This window comes from Streptomyces sp. ActVer, assembly GCF_027270795.1.
Taxonomy (GTDB): domain Bacteria; phylum Actinomycetota; class Actinomycetes; order Streptomycetales; family Streptomycetaceae; genus Streptomyces; species Streptomyces umbrinus_A.
On the sequence record NZ_JAPWHT010000113.1, the window covers coordinates 1 to 13,153 of the forward strand.

The window sequence follows — 13,153 nt, forward strand, 5'->3', positions numbered from 1 at the left end:
AGGCGGCGGCCGAGCGCGTCGACGCTGGGGCGGGTGCGGCGGGGGTTGGTGCGGGGGCGGGGGTCGTCATCGGAGCCTCCTTGGGCGGCCTGCGCGCTGTGGGCGATGCCTTGATCGCCGCGCGTTGACCATGATGCTAACCCTGAACCCGCTCCAATGCTGCACAATCAAAGGCTAGAAGGCAAGATTGCCTTTGAATCAAAGACATTGAGGGGTGGTGTGATGGTCGACAGCATCCGCATCGCAGACCTCGCCCAGCAGCACCCCGACGCCATCCGCAACCTCGAACAGCGCGCCATCGCCGAAGCCACCCGCCCCCTCGCCCAAGCCCTCACCGATGCGCAGGCCACAGCAGGCAGCCGGTGGATACGGGAGACCGTCGGAGCCCAAATCCCCGCCCGACTGCAAGAGTTCGTCGACTGGGTGCGCGACCTCCTGCGCCGCGCCTTCGCAGGCAAGGGACAGCAGGCTCAACACGCCGCCGAGATCGCCGCGTTCAACGGGGCACAGCTCGGCTCACGGCAGGCGCTCGCCATCGCCGCAGCCATGGGCCAGCGCCCCCAAACACCCGCCCCCGTACAGGCCGGCTCCGACGCCCAACAGGCCGCCGACGCCATCCCGCCCGCCGTCCAGGAAGAGCAAGGACACGCGCTCGCACTCCTCACCACAGTGAGCCTCACCGCCATGGGATTCGCGGGCCTCACCTCCGCCTTCACCCGAGCCCGACGAGCAGTTGGCCGCATCGCCGCCGGGATGGCCGTCGCCGTCACCAGCGCCGTCTCCTACGGCGCCTCACTGGTAGCCCGCGCCCTCGGCGACGGAGTTCGGCTGCTGTGGGTGGCGGAGCCGGACGCCTGCCCGGCCTGCGCCGCCTACGCCGGCCTACACATCCGGCCCGGCGGAAAGTTCTCCGGCGGCCTGACCCTCGGCCCTCCCCGCACCGCGTTCCCGACCGCGATCGCGGGCCCGCCACGCCACATCCACTGCAGGTGCGCCCTCATCCCCTGGTCGCCGAACTGGCCTGTCGATGGAATCCCCTTGCCCACTCTCCTGCGCCAGCGCGCCCGCACCAACCGGAGGCCGTAATGCCCGGAGGCACCATCGGATCAGAGCGCTTCGACGAATTCCGCGAACTCCACGCGCAGGGCCTCGGCCGGAACGCCATCGCGCGCGAGATGGGCTTCGCCCCTGTCATGGTGTCCCGCACTGCCGAGCACCTGGGGCTCACCTTCGACAGGTCACAGATCCAAGCGGCGGCCGACGCGCGCCGTGCCGACGTCGAGGAACGGCGCTCCATCCTCGCTGAGCGGTTCGTGACGATCGCCGAAGACTGCCTCGACCGGATCTACCAGCCCGCCACCGTCTACTCCTTCGGCGGCAAGGACAACACCTACGAAGAGCACGAGTTCGACGAGGCGCCCGTCGCGGAACGCGTCAAGTTCCTCACCGGCGCGGCGATCGCCGTCGACAAGTCCCTGAAGCTCGCCCCACCGCAGGAGTCGTCGGGCCTGGACGCAGCGAAGTCGATGCTCGGCAGTCTCGGCGAGGCGCTGACGGCGTTCTCACGTGCTGAGGATGAGCGGGAGCAGCAGTCCGAGGGCGACGAGGGATAGCCGTGCTGGACACGATGCCCCTATCCCGCAAGCAGGTCCGGTCTGTCGCCGAGTCGACAACGAAGATCTCTTGCTGGGAGGGGGCGATCCGGTCCGGGAAGACGATCGCGAGCCTGCTCAAGTGGCTGATCTTCATTGCGAACGCGCCCACCACGGGCGAACTGGTGATCATTGCGAAGACCAGCCAGACGGCTCACCGTAACTTGTTCCTGCCGCTCCAGAACGAGGCCCTGTTCGGGGAAATCTCGAAGCTGATCCACTACACGCCCGGGGCGCCGACAGCAATCATCCTCGGCCGGATCGTGCACGTGATCGGCGCGAATGACGCCAAAGCCGAGCCCAAAATTAGGGGACTCACCTTGGCCGGCGCCTACGTCGACGAGGTGACGCTGCTTCCGCAGGTGTTTTTCGAGCAGCTGCTGGGCCGCATGTCGGTGCGAGGCGCCCAACTGTTCTGCACGACCAACCCCGACAATCCGGCGCACTGGTTCATGCGGGACTGGCTCTCCCAGGAGGGCACGAAGCCGCTGCGGCGCTTCTCGTTCACGATCGACGACAACCCGTTCCTCGACCCGGAGTACGTGCGCGACATCAAGGCCATGCACGAGGGTCTCTTCTTCCGCCGGTTCATTTTGGGGGAATGGGTCGCCGCGGAGGGTGCGATCTACGACTCGTGGGATCGTGACCGGCACATCGTCACCGCGCTCCCCAAGGCCGGTATCCACAGGTGGATCAGCCTGGGTGTGGACTACGGCACCAAGAACCCGTTCCACGCCGTACTCATCGGGCTCGGCGCGGACCGGAAGCTGTACGCCGCAGCTGAGTGGCGCTACGACTCCCGGCAGAAGCGCAAGCAGCTCACGGACTCCGAGTATTCGCAGCGGCTGCGGGCCTGGCTGGGTGAGGTGCCGGGGATCGGCCCTATCCGCCCGCAGTTCGTCACCGTCGACCCGTCCGCAGCGAGCTTCTCCACGCAGTTGTCGAGGGACAAGTTGCGGCCGACTCCGGCGAAGAACGACGTCATGGACGGCATCAGGACCGTCTCTTCGTTGCTCGCCTCCAACCAGTTGCTGGTCCACGAATCCTGCAAGGACTTGATCACCGAGATCGGCGGCTACTCCTGGGATGACCAGGCCGCCCTCCGCGGCGTCGAGCAGCCCATCAAGGTTGCCGACCACGGCGTCGACGCCCTCCGCTACGCCCTCTTTACGACCCGTGCTCTGTGGCGGCACAAGCTCGCCCTGGCCGCCTAGAAGGGACACCCGTCATGCCGCTCCCCCCGTCCGGCAGCACGCCGTGGCCGCCGCCGCAGTTGGAGATTCCGCACGCCGACATGGACATGTGGCGGGCCTGGTACTCCGGCAACACCGACCACCTCGCCGCCGTGTACGGCGGGCCGACGAACTACCGGTCGAACGCGATCGCCCGCGAGTTCTTCGAGGTCAACCAGCGGCGGGCCGCGGGCGGGGACGAGCTGCGCACCTTCTGGGGGCAGCCGGCCACGCCGGGGCAACAGGCGGCGAAGCTGCACGTCCCGATCGCCGCGGACGTGGCGGAGATGTCGGCGAACCTGCTGTGGTCGGATGTGCCGCAGGTGACCGTGGACGGCGACTCCACCGACAAGGCGACGGCGAAGAGCACACAGGCGCAGATTGGCCGCTACCTCGACGACCGCGGCCACGCCAAAATGCGCGAAGCAGCGGAGCTGACGGCCGGCCTGTCCAACGTGTACCTGCGGGTGGTGTGGGATACGACGCTGCGCCCGCGGCCTTGGACGGATGTCATCCAGGCTGATGCGGTCGTTCCGGTGTGGCGGTGGGGTGCGCTCTCGGCGGCCACCGTGTGGCGGCAGTTGGCCGCCCTCAAGGACGCCTCCGAGGTGTGGAGGCTGCTGGAGTATCACACGCCGGGCGCGATCGAGTACGGCGTCTACAAGGGTGGCGTCGACACCCTCGGTATGCGGATGGAGTTCGCCGACCATCCCGACAGCGAGTTCCTGGGGTCGATGAAGGGCGTCAACGCGCAGGGCAAGCAGGCGACGGGCGTCGACCGGCTACTGATCACGCATCTGCCGAATGTGCTGCCGAACCGGGTGTGGAACGGAGTACCCGGCACGGCGCCGCTCGGCCGCTCAGATTTCGCGGGCATCGAGCCGCTGATGGATTCGCTCGACGAGTCGTGGACGAGTTGGATGCGTGATCTACGCCTGGGCAAGGCGCGGATCATCCTGCCGCAGTCGATGCTCGAAACCGAAGGGGCCGGCACGGGCGGCAGCTTCGACTTGGAGAAGGAGGTCACCGTCGCGCTCAACATGCTCGACGAGGCCAGCAAGGACTCCATCAGCGAAGTGCAGTTCAAGATCCGCGTCGACGAGCACGAGCGCACCACGAAGGCGCTGCGCCTGCAGATCTTGTCGTCGGCCGGCTACTCCGCTCAGGGCTTCGGTGAGGCGGGCACGATCGCGGCGACGGCTACGGAGGTGGTGGCCCGCAAGGAGGAGTCGCTGACGACGCGGGGCACGAAGCTGCTGTATCAGCGGCCTGCACTGGTTGAGCATTTGACGACGATGATGATGGTCGATGTGCGGCATTGCGGGGCGAAGGGTGTCGACCCGACGGCCGAGTTGACGGCCAGTTGGTCGCCCGCGGTGCTGCCGGATCCGGAGGCTGTGGCCCGCACCTTGTCGCTCCTGGATGCGGCGGGCGCGATCAGTACGTTCATGAAGGTCAAGATGCGCAACCCGGAGTGGGACGACGCTGAGGTCAAAGCGGAGGTGCAGCGCATCCGCGACGACAAGCGGTCCGCAATGCCGGCCGGCGACCCGTTCAACACCCAGGGCGATCCGAATGTCGAGCAGGATCCGGCGGAAGGCGAGGAGCCGGAAGCGGGCGCGGACGAGAGCCGGGACGAGACCGAGCAGGACGATGAGCCCGGGCTCAAGGCGGCGTGATGATTGATCATCGGATGGACAGCTGGCTGTACATGGCGTCGGCGGTGGCGTCGCTGCAGCCGAAGCATGATCACCTGCTGGCGCAGGATCCGCTTCCGCTCGGGTGGCGCTGCCAGGTGCAGGGCTGTGGGTTCTTCAAGCCTGCCGGGGAGTTCGACGGGCTCAGGTTGCTGTCCGCGGCATGAGGTTCACGCAGACCTGCTTGTCGAGTTCCTTGCTGTGTCCGCAGTATCCGGTGTCGCCCATGCAGGTCGGCGCTCCGTCGTTGTCCGGCGGGCAGGCCATGCGCGTAACGCCGCTCGGGTAGAAGTGCTTCGCCACGAGTACCTCGCGGCTGGACTGGTCAGTCATGGGAGCCTCGATCGAGTGGGCGGGGGCTCGCACGGGTTCAGCGGCGCCGGGCGCCCCTCCGTGCGGGGAGTCGACGGTAGCGGACGATCGGCCCGCCCTTCGTGGCGTGCGACTTCGCCCTGGCGTAGCGGCGAAGGCGCGGGTTCGCGAAGAAGTAGCGCCACTGGGCCCTGCTGCGGTAGCCGGTGTGCTTCCGCCCCGGCATGCTGCTCACCTGCTCTCGGTTGGCTTCTGATCGAAGTGTGCCCCGTATCCGCTGGCAGTCTCCTGCTTGTTCTTGCGCGGCCAGTCGAGGAGTGCGACGTGCACGACCCCGGTGATCAGGTAGGCCCAGTCCGCGTAGCGAATGACCTCGCGCCAGAAGGTGCCCCACTGGCGGAAGTCGAACTCGGTCACAGCACCCGTGATGAGGATGCCGCTGAGCACCACGTACACGGCGAGCGTGCGCCACCCGACGACTCGCCGGCGCCAGGCCACGATGAACGGGATGAACGTCAACGCGGTGGCGCTGACGGCTGGCACTGCCGCCCACACCCAGCGCTGCCAGGGCTGCGGGTACATGGGGCGTCTCACGGGTGATCGCACGGCTGCTCCTGGGCGTAGGCGGGCGCCCAGAGTGCCTGGAATGCGGCGGCGAGTGTGGCGGCGTGACGGAACGGTGACGTTCAAGCAGAGCCCTCACGCGCCGAGGGCCCACCCCTGAACGCTGAGGTGGGCCCTATACGGTGCAATCTTCAACTGTCGGAGCCCAGGTCTCCCTCGTGCTCGCGGTCTTTCGCGGAGGCCTCTTCCCATGTCAGGGCGAACTGGAAGTAGGCCGCGCGCGAGTCTCCGGCGAGTACCCTGTCCAGCTCGCGCCGAGTCTGCTCGCGCGCCCTCTCGGCCGCTTCCTCGGCTCGCCACTCGACAAGCTCCTCCGGGGTGGCGTCCACGACGATGAACGTGTCCGTGACGCTGGAGAAGACCACGAGCTTCCCGTCCGGCTGCTGAATGATCTGCTGGCCCATGATCAGGCATCCTCTCGTCGCACAGTGACGCACTCCCACACGTAGCCGCTGATCTCGTCGCTGCTGCCGGGGTTGGTGACGATGGTCGGCGATGCGCTGCGGTCGAGTTCCCGGACGTCGGTTTCCCCGCCGTCGTGGACGATAACGTCTCCGGGGCGCAGGTCGTCGGCGGGGATGTGGTGCAGGGTCACGTCGTCTCCTTGCTGGCTTGGGCTTCTACGGCCTTCTCGCATCCGCGGCAGGCCCGTACCGTCCCGCCCGGATACCCGGTGCACAGGTATCCGGTCTTCCCGCAGGCGGCCTCCAGCAGCACCCACCACCGCTCCTCGTCGGGTCGTTTGGTGCGGTGGTGGGTGCGGCCGTTGACGAAGCGCACGTCGCGGATCGGGTACAGGTCGGCGACCGACGGGGCGGGCGGGGCGGTCACTCGTACTCCTGTCGGAGTTCTTCGCCCATGCCGCCGAGCTGCGGGGAGTCGTTCCAGTCTTCTTCCCATGCTTCGGCCGAGTTGTCGACGATGCCGTACTCCTCGATGCTGCGCAGGTAGTTGTTGCACTCGACCTCCCCGCAGTTCGCGTACAGAAGCTGGTGCGGGCACTCGGAGTTGAGGATGTGCTCAGGAATCGCCACGCTGCGTCCTCTCTGCTCGCCGGGCGAGCATCCGGTTCTTGATCTGCTGCTGGGTGGGCGGCGTCCAGATGTGGCTGCCGTCGGATGCTGCCTGGATGCCGTGGCCGCGCTGCTCGATGCCGCAGTGGCGGCAGCCTGTTGGGGCCGCCGCCGCGCGACGCGCGCTGTTCACTTGCTGGCGTTCGGGTCGTGTCCGCCGAGTTCCTTCAGGAGGGCGAGGAATCGGGGCGCGCCGCCTTCGTAGCTGAGGCTGATCTGCTGCGCGCCAGTCATGACGGACTTGGTCCAGTCGGCGAGCGGCGTGATCTGCACTGCTGCCTCGTTGGCGGCGGCCTCATCCGCGAAGGCGGCGAAGACGTGGCCCTCGTGGTGGGCGAGGAGCCACCGGTAGGGGCATTCCGGCTGGAAGAACTCGGGGGCTTCGAAGGTGATGAGCCCCGGGGCGGGGGCGCTCGCATCTACGGCGACGGGGCCGGTTGTGGTGGGGATGATGACGGTCATGCTGCTCCCTTGCGAGCTTTGCGAAGCCAGCGGAAGCCGCGGGCGTCGTAGTGGAAGGCGGGGTTGCTGGCGTCGCGGTGGTCGGCGAAGTAGAGGCAGCGCGGCCGGGTGAGGTGGCCACTCAGCTTCTCCGGGTAGATCTCGCCGCAGGTTGCTTCGTCGGGGTCGTCGTCCTGGGCGGCCAGGTGCTGGTCGATGTACGCCTGCCGGCCAGCTCGCTGCTGCTCAGTGGGGGCGGTGTAGCGGTGCCAGTGCAGGTGAACGTCGTCGTCGTGCCCGTCGTCCTGCTGGTGGCAGTGCTGGCAGGCGTCCAAAGGAAGAGGTGCGAAGCGGGCTTTGTCGCCACAGGGGTCGCCGATGATGCACCGCGAGCACAGACAGAACCCGCCGGGGAGGGTGGCACATCCGTTGGGGTTGACGTCGAACGTGCCGGGTTCCCACCAGTGTGGGGCCGTGTAATGAAGGCGTCCGGCGCTGATGCCGGGTCCGCCGGCGGCGTCCATCTGGTCGATGATCTGCTTGAACCAGTTCAGGCCCTGGGCGTCGTCCCCCTGCCAGCCGTGGTGGATCGTGTAGCCGTTGATGACCATTTTGCGGTGGTAGGGCTTGCCGCGGGCGGCGAGCACTTTGATGGAACGGCCTTTGTAGGTGGTGCGGATCATGCGCTAGTCCTCGTTCCAGTATTCGCGGTCAAAGCGTGCGGCTTGGGCGGGGGTTTCCTCCCACCAGCCGTAAGGCCGGCCCGGCTCGACCAGCGGGTCGGAGGTGGCGGCGGGCTCGGCCGGGGCGGTCACCTGGGGTCCTCCCACCCGCGGGCGACGTCGGCCGCGCGGCGCAGCGCGGACGCGAGCGGCAGGCGCTGCGCCTCCGGGACGCGAATCGTCACGGTCGCCGTCGGGTGTCCTTGCGTCTCGTAGTCGGTCTCCGACACGACCAGCGCCACGCCATCGCTGTCGGCTGTGACGTTGAGGTCGGAGCCGTAGGACGTGGAGTGCTCCCAGCCGGTACGCGCTTCCAGGGCGTGGAGCAGGCTGGTCATGTAGGTCGTGGTCACCCCGACCTCGGCGGCGGTGGTCTTGTCGGCGGTGATGCGGATGTTGACCTCGGCGTAGCCCGGTGCTTCGCGGAGGCAGGCGGGGATGACGGTGAGCGTAACGCCGGCCTTGTCGGTGTAGTCCCAGGGCTGGGGGGTGAGTTCGGCGGTGACGATGTTGAGGGCGTCGCGGAAATCCATACGGGTTCTCCTTGCGTGTGGCGGTCAGGCGGTGCGGTGGTCGATTTCGTCGCCGAACCGGTCGTCGTCACTGCCGCCGAGGAAGCGGCGGGCGGCGGCCTGGACGGCTTCCTGCCAGCTGCGGCGGCCGTGGCGGCGCTGGTTGCAGTCGGCGATGAACTTGGCCAGCTCGTCGTCGGTAGGCATTGGGGTCCTCCGGGGTGTGGCCGCGGGCGGTGTGTGGCCGCCCGCGGCAGCGGGTCAGCAGATGGCCCGGTATGTGGCCAGGTAGTGCCGGACGGTCTCGATGACCTTCCGCGGATCGCTGCCCTCGTCCATGCCGGCGATCTCCTCAAGCGCGGCGTCGATGCCGTATTCGAGGTCGCTGATGCGCTGCCGGTTGTCGCGGTGGCTGCGCTCGGCGGCCTCCGCATCAGCCTCACGGCGCTCGCGGGCTTCGGTCTCGCGGGTCCGGCAGTCGGGGCAGTCGTTGTGAGGGTGCGGGGTGCTGGTCATGGGGGTTCCGTTCTCGCGGAGGTGGTGTCAGCTGTTCCAGAGCCGGTCAGCGACGATGCTGTGCGCCTCGGCGAGGAGGGAGCGGGCCTTCCGGCCGCCGATCTGAGCGGTGAGGCCGACGAGAAGGCCAGCGTCCCCGACGGCCAGGATCCGGTCGGCGAGAGCATCCGGGGCGGTGGGGAGCTGGGTGATACGGGCGGCGCGGGTCATGGCGGTTCCGTTCTCGAGTTGGTGCGGGGTGGTGGTCGTCTGCTGCGCCGTGGAGTTGGTCTAGGCAGCCTCCGTGTAGGCGGCCTGAAAGAAGGCGGGGCGGGCGAGGTGCTTGGTCTGCTTGTAGCTGGCCAGCCCGATGTAGAGGGCGATGTCGAACGGGCTGTAGACGGCGACGTGAATCCACTTGCCAGTGGTGCGGTGCTGCGCCCAAACCATGAGCGGGGGCTGGCCGTTGGCGGCGATGTACGCCTTCTTGACGTGCCGGCCGTACCAGGACTTGAACCCGTCCTTGAGGTCGTCGGCACCGAGGCGGTCCAGGATGTCGCCGGTGCGGACGAGGTGGCCGGCTTCCATCTGGGCGGCGAGCAGTCCGTTGCGGGCGCGGTAGGCGAGGGCCTTGGTGACGCGCTGGGCTGCGGCGTGAGTCCGGCGGAGCTGGGCGGCAGCGTTCATGCGGTTCCCCCTTGGTGCGGGTGTGCGGTGGATCGGCGGGCCCGGCCAGTGACAGCCGGGCCCCGGGGTGGGTCAGAAGTTCGGGTCGCGGCGCGGGCACTTTGCGTGGTGCTCGTCGGTGACCCACTTCAGGGAGGTGACCGGTGCGCCGCAGTCGGTGCACTCGGCGGGGAAGACTGCGATGGTGTCGAGGAACTCGGGGTCGGCGACCCGCACGACTCGCATGAGGAGCCCGTTGCGGTCGGTCGCGTACCACTCGCTGATGTCTTGGCCGGCGACCTGGGCCTGCTCGATGCCGATCTCGGCGTCCTCGACGGTGTCGTAGCCCCAGAAGCTGCCGTGGTTGTCGAAGTTGACGACGTTCGTCCAGTCGATGTCGGTCGTGGTCTTCATGCCGTCTCCCCTGGTGGTCTCCCTGGCAATGACTCCACTATTGCATCCTCATGTTGCATCGTCAAGAGGTCTTGCTCTGTGGCAACTGTGAGATGCATCGATAAGGTGCCTAGTGGAGATGCGACAAGACGTGGCATCCTTATGCGCATGACCGCCACCGAGAAGAAGCAGCAGGCAGCACGCGACCGGCTCTCCGAACTCGGCGCCGACTACGAAGCAGCCGAAGCGCAACTAGAAGCCGCACGCATCGCCCTGAACGAGGGCATCGTCGACGTCCTCAAAGCCCGCACCCTGGGCCCTTCCGAGGTCACGCGCCTTGTCCCATACGAGCGCCAGCACGTCGGACGCATCTCCAAAGCAGCCGGCATCCCGCCACTGCGCGAACGCACCGTTGTCAGCGCCAAGAAGGCGCAGCCCGACGCGTGACCCCGGACCAGACCGACATGGTCGCCTTCCTGCGCCAGCTGTACGCCGACAAACTCGACACGGCCCGCTCGATGGCCCAGGCCTTCACGCTGGGCGTGGGCCGCGACCTCGGTCTACAGCCCGCCGACGCGGCAGAAGCGGCCCGCACCGGCATCCATGCCGCCGAAGCTCGAACCAGCTTCCTCGACGAGACGGTCGTTCCGTACCTGGGTACGGCCGGCCCGACGGGCAGGATCGCCGACCAGCAGCTCCGGCTCCTCGCCTGGGAGCACCAGGGCGTGCGCGGCTACGACGAGGCCTGGCGGCCGTAGCCCGCTTCCCCGTTTCCGCCCCGCTCCCCCACCACCGAGGGCAGACTGCGGTCATGGCGTTACGTTTCGCGGTGCAGGCGGACACGGAGCAGGAGTGCGCGGCCGGGCTGCGGCAGCTGCAGTCGCTGGGCTTGGTGACCCGCATGGAGCCGCGGTTGCTCACCGACAATCGGTGGATGGCCCGCGCTGTGCCGCGCATGACGCAGGCCCCGGCCGTGGATGACGACCGGGGCCCTGCCGCGTCTGGGTAGATCAGTCGTTCTCGCAGTCGCAGTTCTCTTCCGACTGCATGCATTCGTCGCAGCGCCAGCAGTCGCAGCCGCAGACGTGCCCGCCGTCGCAGTGGCAGCGGCACATGCCCTCGCCGCACGCCTGCGACTCGTCGTAGTCGACTCCGGCCACGTAACGCTCGTCGATGCTCATGGATCGAGTGTCCTCTCTCAGCCGGTCGGGGTGAGGCCGAAGCTTGCAACGGCGGCTTCGGCAGTCACCTCGAACAGGTACGTCACGTCCAGTTCTGGGTTCAACTTGCTGTAGCCGTGCTTCGGACTGCCCGGCAGGAAGCGGGCGTAGGCGACGTGCATCGGCGTGCCGTCGCGGGCGGTGAACTCGTAGGGGTGGAAGACATCGGCGTGGCGGCGCGCGGAGCGTATGCGGGCCCTTCCCTCGTCGAGAGGGAAGTTCAGGTGGTCGCGTTGACCGTTGACGATCGCGCGCTGAGTGACGCGGTGCTTGCGGGTTCCGGTGGCCATTAGGCGGCCGTCTTCTCGCGAATGTCATCGACGAGCCCGCTCTTGCCGATCTCCAGGACGGTCCCGCAACGGCCGCAGGTGTAGTCGATGCCGCCTCGGCTGGTCTTGCTGCCGTTCATGTCATCGCCGCAGCAGACCGGGATGTCGTCGAGCCCTGCATCGTCGGCTATGGACAGTTCGTAGCCGTAGCTGGTGGTCGGTCCGGTTGAACACATGGTCGTCTCCTATCGGTGGTTGCGGGCGTCGGTCGCCCCCAGATCGGTGATGTCGGTGAGCGCGCCGAAGTCGGCGGCACTGATGGCCGGGACCTCGCCTTCGGCTTCGTCTTGGTCGGCTTCGCGACAGGCTTCGTTGCAGTACGGGTAGCCGCCGGGGGCACCGCACAACTGGCACTCGTTATCGGGCATGCGGTCTCCTAGTCGAGGTCGCGGGTGTTGTTGAAGATGTCGAGGATGCTGGTGCCGTCGGCGGTGGTCATTCCGTCGAGCAGGCTGCTGATCTCCTGGTCGGTGGCGGGCCGGCCGTCGGGGTTGTCGTCGTCGTGGATGGTCACGTCGGTCATCGGGTTTTCCTACTTCTGCTGGTTGTTGGTGCGGGCCCACACGCCGCGGGTCGACGTGTGGGTTTCGCTGTTCTGCTGGTGGACGGTGCCGGTGTAGTGGTTGTGGATCTCGGCGGGGGCGGCCTGCTTGACGCCCTTCACGAGGCTCTTCAGTGCGAGGAATCCGGCGGGCGGTCCGGCGCAGAGGCAGATGACGACGGTCTCGTTGGCGGTGCCGGAGAAGTAAAGGACCGCGCTCACGGCGGCGCCGAGGCAGAGGCTGAGGAACCCGCCCGCGATCATCATCACGCTGGCGTCCGTGGCTCTCGGACTCATCGACGGCCGGCCCGGCTGGTCGACGGGCGGCGCACTACCGATGGCCGGGACGGGGGTGTCGTCGCGGTACGAGGTGGGGGTGCGCATGGCTTCCTCGACGGCGGCGACGAGTTGCTGCGCCTGGTCGTTGAGATGGGCCTGCCCGGCCGCAGGGGCGGTGGGCTTCGGCTCGGGCAGGTCGAGCATGAGTGGGGTTCCTTTCCGGGGTTACGGGGTGGCGGCTTTCGCCGGAGCCTTGCTGGTCTTGGGGGCGGGTGTGGGCTGCGAGGGGGCGAGGGCTGCCGCTTCGGTCTGCTGCACTGTCCAGCCGCCGCCGACGCTTTGCCCGCCGTGCTTCTTCCGCTCGTGGGCGCGCAGAGCCTTGGTGGCTTGCTTGGGGTCGCGGTAGCGCGGCTTCTCTTTCTTGCCGCAGGGGCAGGTCCATCCGATGAGTCCGGCCCGTTTCTCGGTTCCGAACCGGGCGGCCTTCTGGACTTGCCAGCGAGAGACCGTCTGCTGGGCCGGCTTGGCGGTGCAGGATTTAGAGCCGGTGAACTCGCCGCTCTTCCCCCTCGTGGCGATCATTCCTTCGCCGTGGCACTTCGGGCAGCCCCGGTGAGAGAGCCGGACGATGGCGGCGTCCTTGCGGGAGCGGATGTCGTCGCGGTGGGTGTCGACCATGGGGGCGACGACGCGCAGCACGAGCCAGCTGCCGAGACGGGCGTGGATCGGGCCGCCGCGAGGGATCTTGACGCGGCGGGCGGGATGCTTACGGGCGGCGGGCTTACGGCGCTTCGTCGCGGTGCTGCGGCGGGCCGGCTTGCGCTTCGCGGGCGTCATACGGACTCCTCGGGCGAGTGATCGTTTTGCGGTAGTTTGAGAGGTGCTCGCTCACTGCTCGCGGGTGCTCCGTCGCAGGTCACAGCCGCTCGGAGTGCTGCTCGGCAGGTGCTCGGGGTTTCGGCGAG

At 68.1% G+C, this 13,153-nt stretch carries 32 protein-coding genes; 8 read left to right on the top strand and 24 right to left on the bottom strand.

All coding sequences use genetic code 11. The features are described from left to right. Nucleotides 1-222 precede the first annotated feature (222 nt). Genes O3Q52_RS19920 through O3Q52_RS19940 form a run of 5 tightly spaced genes read left to right on the top strand, consistent with a single transcriptional unit; the run spans nucleotide 223 to nucleotide 4,748 of the window. A complete protein-coding gene (locus O3Q52_RS19920) occupies nucleotides 223-1,086 on the top strand; it encodes a hypothetical protein (protein WP_269650128.1) in 864 nt (287 codons plus the stop codon). Continuing rightward, a complete protein-coding gene (locus O3Q52_RS19925) occupies nucleotides 1,086-1,613 on the top strand; it encodes a hypothetical protein (protein ID WP_269650129.1) in 528 nt (175 codons plus the stop codon). Before O3Q52_RS19920 ends, O3Q52_RS19925 begins: the two co-directional genes overlap by 1 nt. Before the next feature lie 2 nt (nucleotides 1,614-1,615). Next, nucleotides 1,616-2,866, top strand: a complete 1,251-nt coding sequence (locus O3Q52_RS19930; RefSeq protein ID WP_269650130.1) for a PBSX family phage terminase large subunit — start codon at nucleotides 1,616-1,618, stop codon at nucleotides 2,864-2,866. A gap of 14 nt (nucleotides 2,867-2,880) precedes the next feature. After that, nucleotides 2,881-4,563, top strand: a complete 1,683-nt coding sequence (locus O3Q52_RS19935; protein ID WP_269650131.1) for a hypothetical protein — start codon at nucleotides 2,881-2,883, stop codon at nucleotides 4,561-4,563. Nucleotides 4,564-4,577: 14 nt separating this feature from the next. Next, the gene (locus O3Q52_RS19940) at nucleotides 4,578-4,748 is read left to right on the top strand and encodes a hypothetical protein (RefSeq protein WP_269650132.1); all 171 of its coding nucleotides are present in this window, start codon (nucleotides 4,578-4,580) and stop codon (nucleotides 4,746-4,748) included. On the opposite strand, the gene O3Q52_RS19945 is transcribed toward O3Q52_RS19940, so the two are convergent. The 17 genes from O3Q52_RS19945 to O3Q52_RS20025 form a co-directional block, all read right to left on the bottom strand. Further along, nucleotides 4,726-4,914: a hypothetical protein gene (locus O3Q52_RS19945; RefSeq protein WP_269650133.1), complete on the bottom strand. Its 189-nt coding sequence runs from the start codon at nucleotides 4,912-4,914 to the stop codon at nucleotides 4,726-4,728. The two genes, O3Q52_RS19940 and O3Q52_RS19945, sit on opposite strands and share 23 nt — an antisense overlap. 37 nt (nucleotides 4,915-4,951) lie before the next feature. Then, a complete protein-coding gene (locus O3Q52_RS19950) occupies nucleotides 4,952-5,119 on the bottom strand; it encodes a hypothetical protein (protein ID WP_269650134.1) in 168 nt (55 codons plus the stop codon). Nucleotides 5,120-5,124: 5 nt separating this feature from the next. After that, nucleotides 5,125-5,499, bottom strand: coding sequence for a hypothetical protein (locus tag O3Q52_RS19955; RefSeq protein ID WP_269650135.1), 375 nt, complete (start codon nucleotides 5,497-5,499; stop codon nucleotides 5,125-5,127). Between the two features lie 149 nt (nucleotides 5,500-5,648). Further along, entirely contained in the window at nucleotides 5,649-5,921 is a 273-nt protein-coding gene (locus tag O3Q52_RS19960; protein ID WP_269650136.1) for a hypothetical protein, read from the bottom strand. A 2-nt stretch (nucleotides 5,922-5,923) separates the two neighbouring features. Beyond that, nucleotides 5,924-6,112, bottom strand: a complete 189-nt coding sequence (locus O3Q52_RS19965; protein WP_269650137.1) for a hypothetical protein — start codon at nucleotides 6,110-6,112, stop codon at nucleotides 5,924-5,926. Then, a complete protein-coding gene (locus tag O3Q52_RS19970) occupies nucleotides 6,109-6,348 on the bottom strand; it encodes a hypothetical protein (protein WP_269650138.1) in 240 nt (79 codons plus the stop codon). Before O3Q52_RS19970 ends, O3Q52_RS19965 begins: the two co-directional genes overlap by 4 nt. Beyond that, on the bottom strand, nucleotides 6,345-6,551 hold the full coding sequence (locus tag O3Q52_RS19975) for a hypothetical protein (protein ID WP_269650139.1): 207 nt from the start codon (nucleotides 6,549-6,551) through the stop codon (nucleotides 6,345-6,347). Before O3Q52_RS19975 ends, O3Q52_RS19970 begins: the two co-directional genes overlap by 4 nt. Then, complete coding sequence (locus O3Q52_RS19980; RefSeq protein ID WP_269650140.1) at nucleotides 6,538-6,723, bottom strand: hypothetical protein; 186 nt, start codon at nucleotides 6,721-6,723, stop codon at nucleotides 6,538-6,540. Before O3Q52_RS19980 ends, O3Q52_RS19975 begins: the two co-directional genes overlap by 14 nt. Next, nucleotides 6,720-7,052 carry a hypothetical protein gene (locus tag O3Q52_RS19985; RefSeq protein ID WP_269650141.1) on the bottom strand — a complete coding sequence of 111 codons (333 nt, stop codon included), beginning with the start codon at nucleotides 7,050-7,052 and terminating at the stop codon, nucleotides 6,720-6,722. Before O3Q52_RS19985 ends, O3Q52_RS19980 begins: the two co-directional genes overlap by 4 nt. Continuing rightward, nucleotides 7,049-7,714, bottom strand: a complete 666-nt coding sequence (locus O3Q52_RS19990; RefSeq protein ID WP_269650142.1) for a hypothetical protein — start codon at nucleotides 7,712-7,714, stop codon at nucleotides 7,049-7,051. The genes O3Q52_RS19985 and O3Q52_RS19990 overlap by 4 nt, the downstream gene beginning before the upstream one ends. A 3-nt stretch (nucleotides 7,715-7,717) precedes the next feature. Beyond that, on the bottom strand, nucleotides 7,718-7,846 hold the full coding sequence (locus tag O3Q52_RS19995; RefSeq protein ID WP_269650143.1) for a hypothetical protein: 129 nt from the start codon (nucleotides 7,844-7,846) through the stop codon (nucleotides 7,718-7,720). Beyond that, entirely contained in the window at nucleotides 7,843-8,286 is a 444-nt protein-coding gene (locus tag O3Q52_RS20000) for a hypothetical protein (RefSeq protein WP_269650144.1), read from the bottom strand. The genes O3Q52_RS19995 and O3Q52_RS20000 overlap by 4 nt, the downstream gene beginning before the upstream one ends. A 24-nt stretch (nucleotides 8,287-8,310) precedes the next feature. Further along, complete coding sequence (locus O3Q52_RS20005) at nucleotides 8,311-8,472, bottom strand: hypothetical protein (protein WP_269650145.1); 162 nt, start codon at nucleotides 8,470-8,472, stop codon at nucleotides 8,311-8,313. A 54-nt stretch (nucleotides 8,473-8,526) separates the two neighbouring features. Continuing rightward, nucleotides 8,527-8,781 (bottom strand): hypothetical protein, encoded by a 255-nt coding sequence (locus O3Q52_RS20010; protein ID WP_269650146.1) that lies wholly within the window; start codon nucleotides 8,779-8,781, stop codon nucleotides 8,527-8,529. Nucleotides 8,782-8,808: 27 nt separating this feature from the next. Further along, the gene (locus tag O3Q52_RS20015) at nucleotides 8,809-8,991 is read right to left on the bottom strand and encodes a hypothetical protein (protein WP_269650147.1); all 183 of its coding nucleotides are present in this window, start codon (nucleotides 8,989-8,991) and stop codon (nucleotides 8,809-8,811) included. A gap of 60 nt (nucleotides 8,992-9,051) precedes the next feature. After that, nucleotides 9,052-9,447: a hypothetical protein gene (locus tag O3Q52_RS20020; protein WP_269650148.1), complete on the bottom strand. Its 396-nt coding sequence runs from the start codon at nucleotides 9,445-9,447 to the stop codon at nucleotides 9,052-9,054. Between the two features lie 72 nt (nucleotides 9,448-9,519). Beyond that, complete coding sequence (locus tag O3Q52_RS20025) at nucleotides 9,520-9,840, bottom strand: hypothetical protein (RefSeq protein ID WP_269650149.1); 321 nt, start codon at nucleotides 9,838-9,840, stop codon at nucleotides 9,520-9,522. A gap of 147 nt (nucleotides 9,841-9,987) precedes the next feature. On the opposite strand from O3Q52_RS20025, the gene O3Q52_RS20030 reads away from it, so the two are divergent. Genes O3Q52_RS20030 through O3Q52_RS20040 form a run of 3 tightly spaced genes read left to right on the top strand, consistent with a single transcriptional unit; the run spans nucleotide 9,988 to nucleotide 10,828 of the window. Next, the gene (locus tag O3Q52_RS20030; protein ID WP_269650150.1) at nucleotides 9,988-10,266 is read left to right on the top strand and encodes a hypothetical protein; all 279 of its coding nucleotides are present in this window, start codon (nucleotides 9,988-9,990) and stop codon (nucleotides 10,264-10,266) included. Further along, the gene (locus O3Q52_RS20035) at nucleotides 10,263-10,577 is read left to right on the top strand and encodes a hypothetical protein (protein WP_269650151.1); all 315 of its coding nucleotides are present in this window, start codon (nucleotides 10,263-10,265) and stop codon (nucleotides 10,575-10,577) included. Before O3Q52_RS20030 ends, O3Q52_RS20035 begins: the two co-directional genes overlap by 4 nt. Nucleotides 10,578-10,630: 53 nt before the next feature. Then, nucleotides 10,631-10,828: a hypothetical protein gene (locus O3Q52_RS20040; RefSeq protein WP_269650152.1), complete on the top strand. Its 198-nt coding sequence runs from the start codon at nucleotides 10,631-10,633 to the stop codon at nucleotides 10,826-10,828. Between the two features lies 1 nt (nucleotide 10,829). Here O3Q52_RS20040 and O3Q52_RS20045 read toward each other — a convergent pair whose 3' ends face one another. Genes O3Q52_RS20045 through O3Q52_RS20075 form a run of 7 tightly spaced genes read right to left on the bottom strand, consistent with a single transcriptional unit; the run spans nucleotide 10,830 to nucleotide 13,025 of the window. Then, on the bottom strand, nucleotides 10,830-11,000 hold the full coding sequence (locus O3Q52_RS20045) for a hypothetical protein (RefSeq protein WP_269650153.1): 171 nt from the start codon (nucleotides 10,998-11,000) through the stop codon (nucleotides 10,830-10,832). A gap of 17 nt (nucleotides 11,001-11,017) precedes the next feature. Continuing rightward, on the bottom strand, nucleotides 11,018-11,329 hold the full coding sequence (locus O3Q52_RS20050) for a hypothetical protein (RefSeq protein ID WP_269650154.1): 312 nt from the start codon (nucleotides 11,327-11,329) through the stop codon (nucleotides 11,018-11,020). Continuing rightward, nucleotides 11,329-11,544, bottom strand: coding sequence for a hypothetical protein (locus O3Q52_RS20055; protein ID WP_269650155.1), 216 nt, complete (start codon nucleotides 11,542-11,544; stop codon nucleotides 11,329-11,331). Before O3Q52_RS20055 ends, O3Q52_RS20050 begins: the two co-directional genes overlap by 1 nt. A gap of 9 nt (nucleotides 11,545-11,553) precedes the next feature. Beyond that, nucleotides 11,554-11,736, bottom strand: a complete 183-nt coding sequence (locus O3Q52_RS20060) for a hypothetical protein (protein ID WP_269650156.1) — start codon at nucleotides 11,734-11,736, stop codon at nucleotides 11,554-11,556. A gap of 8 nt (nucleotides 11,737-11,744) precedes the next feature. Then, nucleotides 11,745-11,891, bottom strand: a complete 147-nt coding sequence (locus O3Q52_RS20065; RefSeq protein ID WP_269650157.1) for a hypothetical protein — start codon at nucleotides 11,889-11,891, stop codon at nucleotides 11,745-11,747. Nucleotides 11,892-11,900: 9 nt separating this feature from the next. Continuing rightward, the gene (locus O3Q52_RS20070; protein WP_269650158.1) at nucleotides 11,901-12,392 is read right to left on the bottom strand and encodes a hypothetical protein; all 492 of its coding nucleotides are present in this window, start codon (nucleotides 12,390-12,392) and stop codon (nucleotides 11,901-11,903) included. A 21-nt stretch (nucleotides 12,393-12,413) separates the two neighbouring features. Beyond that, a complete protein-coding gene (locus O3Q52_RS20075; RefSeq protein WP_269650159.1) occupies nucleotides 12,414-13,025 on the bottom strand; it encodes a hypothetical protein in 612 nt (203 codons plus the stop codon). Nucleotides 13,026-13,153: the final 128 nt, after the last annotated feature.

Coding starts and splice junctions, on each gene's coding strand:
- O3Q52_RS19920 (WP_269650128.1), top strand. CDS start 223: ATGGTCGACAGCATCCGCATCGCAGACCTCGCCCAGCAGCACCCCGAC.
- O3Q52_RS19925 (WP_269650129.1), top strand. CDS start 1,086: ATGCCCGGAGGCACCATCGGATCAGAGCGCTTCGACGAATTCCGCGAA.
- O3Q52_RS19935 (WP_269650131.1), top strand. CDS start 2,881: ATGCCGCTCCCCCCGTCCGGCAGCACGCCGTGGCCGCCGCCGCAGTTG.
- O3Q52_RS19940 (WP_269650132.1), top strand. CDS start 4,578: ATGGACAGCTGGCTGTACATGGCGTCGGCGGTGGCGTCGCTGCAGCCG.
- O3Q52_RS19945 (WP_269650133.1), bottom strand. CDS start 4,914: ATGACTGACCAGTCCAGCCGCGAGGTACTCGTGGCGAAGCACTTCTAC.
- O3Q52_RS19950 (WP_269650134.1), bottom strand. CDS start 5,119: ATGCCGGGGCGGAAGCACACCGGCTACCGCAGCAGGGCCCAGTGGCGC.
- O3Q52_RS19960 (WP_269650136.1), bottom strand. CDS start 5,921: ATGGGCCAGCAGATCATTCAGCAGCCGGACGGGAAGCTCGTGGTCTTC.
- O3Q52_RS19985 (WP_269650141.1), bottom strand. CDS start 7,052: ATGACCGTCATCATCCCCACCACAACCGGCCCCGTCGCCGTAGATGCG.
- O3Q52_RS19990 (WP_269650142.1), bottom strand. CDS start 7,714: ATGATCCGCACCACCTACAAAGGCCGTTCCATCAAAGTGCTCGCCGCC.
- O3Q52_RS20000 (WP_269650144.1), bottom strand. CDS start 8,286: ATGGATTTCCGCGACGCCCTCAACATCGTCACCGCCGAACTCACCCCC.
- O3Q52_RS20005 (WP_269650145.1), bottom strand. CDS start 8,472: ATGCCTACCGACGACGAGCTGGCCAAGTTCATCGCCGACTGCAACCAG.
- O3Q52_RS20010 (WP_269650146.1), bottom strand. CDS start 8,781: ATGACCAGCACCCCGCACCCTCACAACGACTGCCCCGACTGCCGGACC.
- O3Q52_RS20015 (WP_269650147.1), bottom strand. CDS start 8,991: ATGACCCGCGCCGCCCGTATCACCCAGCTCCCCACCGCCCCGGATGCT.
- O3Q52_RS20020 (WP_269650148.1), bottom strand. CDS start 9,447: ATGAACGCTGCCGCCCAGCTCCGCCGGACTCACGCCGCAGCCCAGCGC.
- O3Q52_RS20025 (WP_269650149.1), bottom strand. CDS start 9,840: ATGAAGACCACGACCGACATCGACTGGACGAACGTCGTCAACTTCGAC.
- O3Q52_RS20030 (WP_269650150.1), top strand. CDS start 9,988: ATGACCGCCACCGAGAAGAAGCAGCAGGCAGCACGCGACCGGCTCTCC.
- O3Q52_RS20040 (WP_269650152.1), top strand. CDS start 10,631: ATGGCGTTACGTTTCGCGGTGCAGGCGGACACGGAGCAGGAGTGCGCG.
- O3Q52_RS20045 (WP_269650153.1), bottom strand. CDS start 11,000: ATGAGCATCGACGAGCGTTACGTGGCCGGAGTCGACTACGACGAGTCG.
- O3Q52_RS20050 (WP_269650154.1), bottom strand. CDS start 11,329: ATGGCCACCGGAACCCGCAAGCACCGCGTCACTCAGCGCGCGATCGTC.
- O3Q52_RS20055 (WP_269650155.1), bottom strand. CDS start 11,544: ATGTGTTCAACCGGACCGACCACCAGCTACGGCTACGAACTGTCCATA.
- O3Q52_RS20060 (WP_269650156.1), bottom strand. CDS start 11,736: ATGCCCGATAACGAGTGCCAGTTGTGCGGTGCCCCCGGCGGCTACCCG.
- O3Q52_RS20065 (WP_269650157.1), bottom strand. CDS start 11,891: ATGACCGACGTGACCATCCACGACGACGACAACCCCGACGGCCGGCCC.
- O3Q52_RS20070 (WP_269650158.1), bottom strand. CDS start 12,392: ATGCTCGACCTGCCCGAGCCGAAGCCCACCGCCCCTGCGGCCGGGCAG.
- O3Q52_RS20075 (WP_269650159.1), bottom strand. CDS start 13,025: ATGACGCCCGCGAAGCGCAAGCCGGCCCGCCGCAGCACCGCGACGAAG.